This is a genomic window from Komagataeibacter oboediens (assembly GCF_003207815.1).
Classification (GTDB): domain Bacteria; phylum Pseudomonadota; class Alphaproteobacteria; order Acetobacterales; family Acetobacteraceae; genus Komagataeibacter; species Komagataeibacter oboediens.
The window spans coordinates 1-1525 of the sequence record NZ_NKTX01000180.1 but is presented as its reverse complement, the minus strand read 5'-3'; the positions used below and the strand labels follow the sequence as shown (position 1 = coordinate 1525).

The following is a 1525-nucleotide window of genomic DNA, read 5'->3' as shown; positions in this document are numbered from 1 at the left end:
ACATCATGTTCATCCAATCGCGCCAGAACATCCGGCGTCGGTTCATCAATCATTCATCTTCTCATAAAAAAACCGCCTCACAGGGCGGTCGGGCAGGCGCGTATTATGGGGCCGGTCAGGCTGCGGCGGCAGCGACCGTGACACTCAGGCTGGCCGGGTTGGTCAGGCCGCCGGTGTTCGTGGCGCTGATCGTGACCGTCCCGGCTGCCTTGGGCGTATAAGTCACTGTCTGGGCTGTGTTCGTGCAGCCGCTGAATGTCACGGTATCAGCCGAGAACGTCCCGCCTGCGTTCCCGTCGGACAGCGTGACCGTCGTATCTGCGCCCGGCCCGTCATTGTCCGGTGTCAGGGTCAGCGTCAGGGCGGTTCCCGCCGTCGCCGTGGATGCGCCGGACAGCGTATATTCCGTGGACGGTGTATAGATGCTGCCCGCCGAGTATTTCCCAGCGGCGTCCAGCGCGTAGGCGAACCCGTCTGGTGCGGTTACGCCAGTCAGGCTGGTCATCTGCTGGGTTCCGACAACCGTGCCAACCGGGGACGAAACCTGTGCTGCCGGGACAGAAGGCGTCGCGCCCTGCGTATAGGCATAGCCCGGCTGGTACATGAAGGCAGCGGTGCGGTAGAGGATGTAGTTCTTGGCTGCTGTGGTCATATCTGTGTTCCTACCTTTCGAAGTAATTAATTGCTGACAACGCCGGTTGCATGAACATGAATTGTGAAGTCACCTGAAACGGCACAGGCCCCATTGGTGCTGTCATAGTAATACACGTCCAGCGTCATTCCTGTGCCGGTCAGTGTTCCGGTTTCGTAGTTGGCAAATATGTTCTTGTGCTGGTTTGATGAACCGGTGTCATCGGACACGCCAAACGTAACAACAGGTGGCGATGCAAACGGGATCGGAAAAACGACCGCGTAGTCCCCGGTTATTCCGCTGAGGGCAAACCATTGTTCCAGAAGATATGTTCCATCCGGAAGTTTGGTTTTCTTCCACCATCCGAAATATGGGCTGTCAGCGATGATGCCGGTCAATACCGGCGCGTAGCTGTTGTCATCGCCCGAACTGTCAGAAAGGATAATATTCCCCACACTGTCGGTGCTCATGTTGGATATCGCGTTATATCCGGAGCCTGGTCTTGAGGGGATGATCCGGTATGAACCTACTAGGGAACTGATGACAAAAGGGGCACCGGACGCGTTATTATGGCCCAGATAGGTAATGGGCGAATTGGTGCCGTCATTCGTGGTGTTGGTGCCGACCTTGGATGAAATTTCGGTGGCAAATGTGCTGTTCTGGTTTGTCTGGGTAGTCTGGAACGATGTCAGGTTGGCCTGAACGGTTGTCACGTCCGTATAGGTGGCAAGGTATTCATCCCCGCCCGTATAGAAAAAATGCGGCCGTCCACTTCCTACCGACTGATACAGTTTAAGCCCCTGCGCATCCCCGGACGCAGCAACGCCCGACACGCAGTTGCTTATGTCCGTGGACAGCGTGGCAGACAGCGCCGTCACGTCAGCGTAATAGGCC

General features: G+C 56.8%; 2 protein-coding genes. Both read right to left on the bottom strand.

Annotated features, from left to right (window positions below; genetic code table 11):
- Positions 1 to 115 precede the first annotated feature (115 nt).
- Positions 116 to 652 carry a hypothetical protein gene (locus CFR80_RS18085; protein WP_110507848.1) on the bottom strand — a complete coding sequence of 179 codons (537 nt, stop codon included), beginning with the start codon at positions 650 to 652 and terminating at the stop codon, positions 116 to 118.
- Between the two features lie 26 nt (positions 653 to 678).
- Complete coding sequence (locus CFR80_RS18080) at positions 679 to 1464, bottom strand: hypothetical protein (RefSeq protein ID WP_181418278.1); 786 nt, start codon at positions 1462 to 1464, stop codon at positions 679 to 681.
- Positions 1465 to 1525: the final 61 nt, after the last annotated feature.

Bases quoted from the DNA above. Each gene is read 5' to 3' on its own strand.
- CFR80_RS18085 (WP_110507848.1), bottom strand. From the start codon at position 652: ATGACCACAGCAGCCAAGAACTACATCCTCTACCGCACCGCTGCCTTC.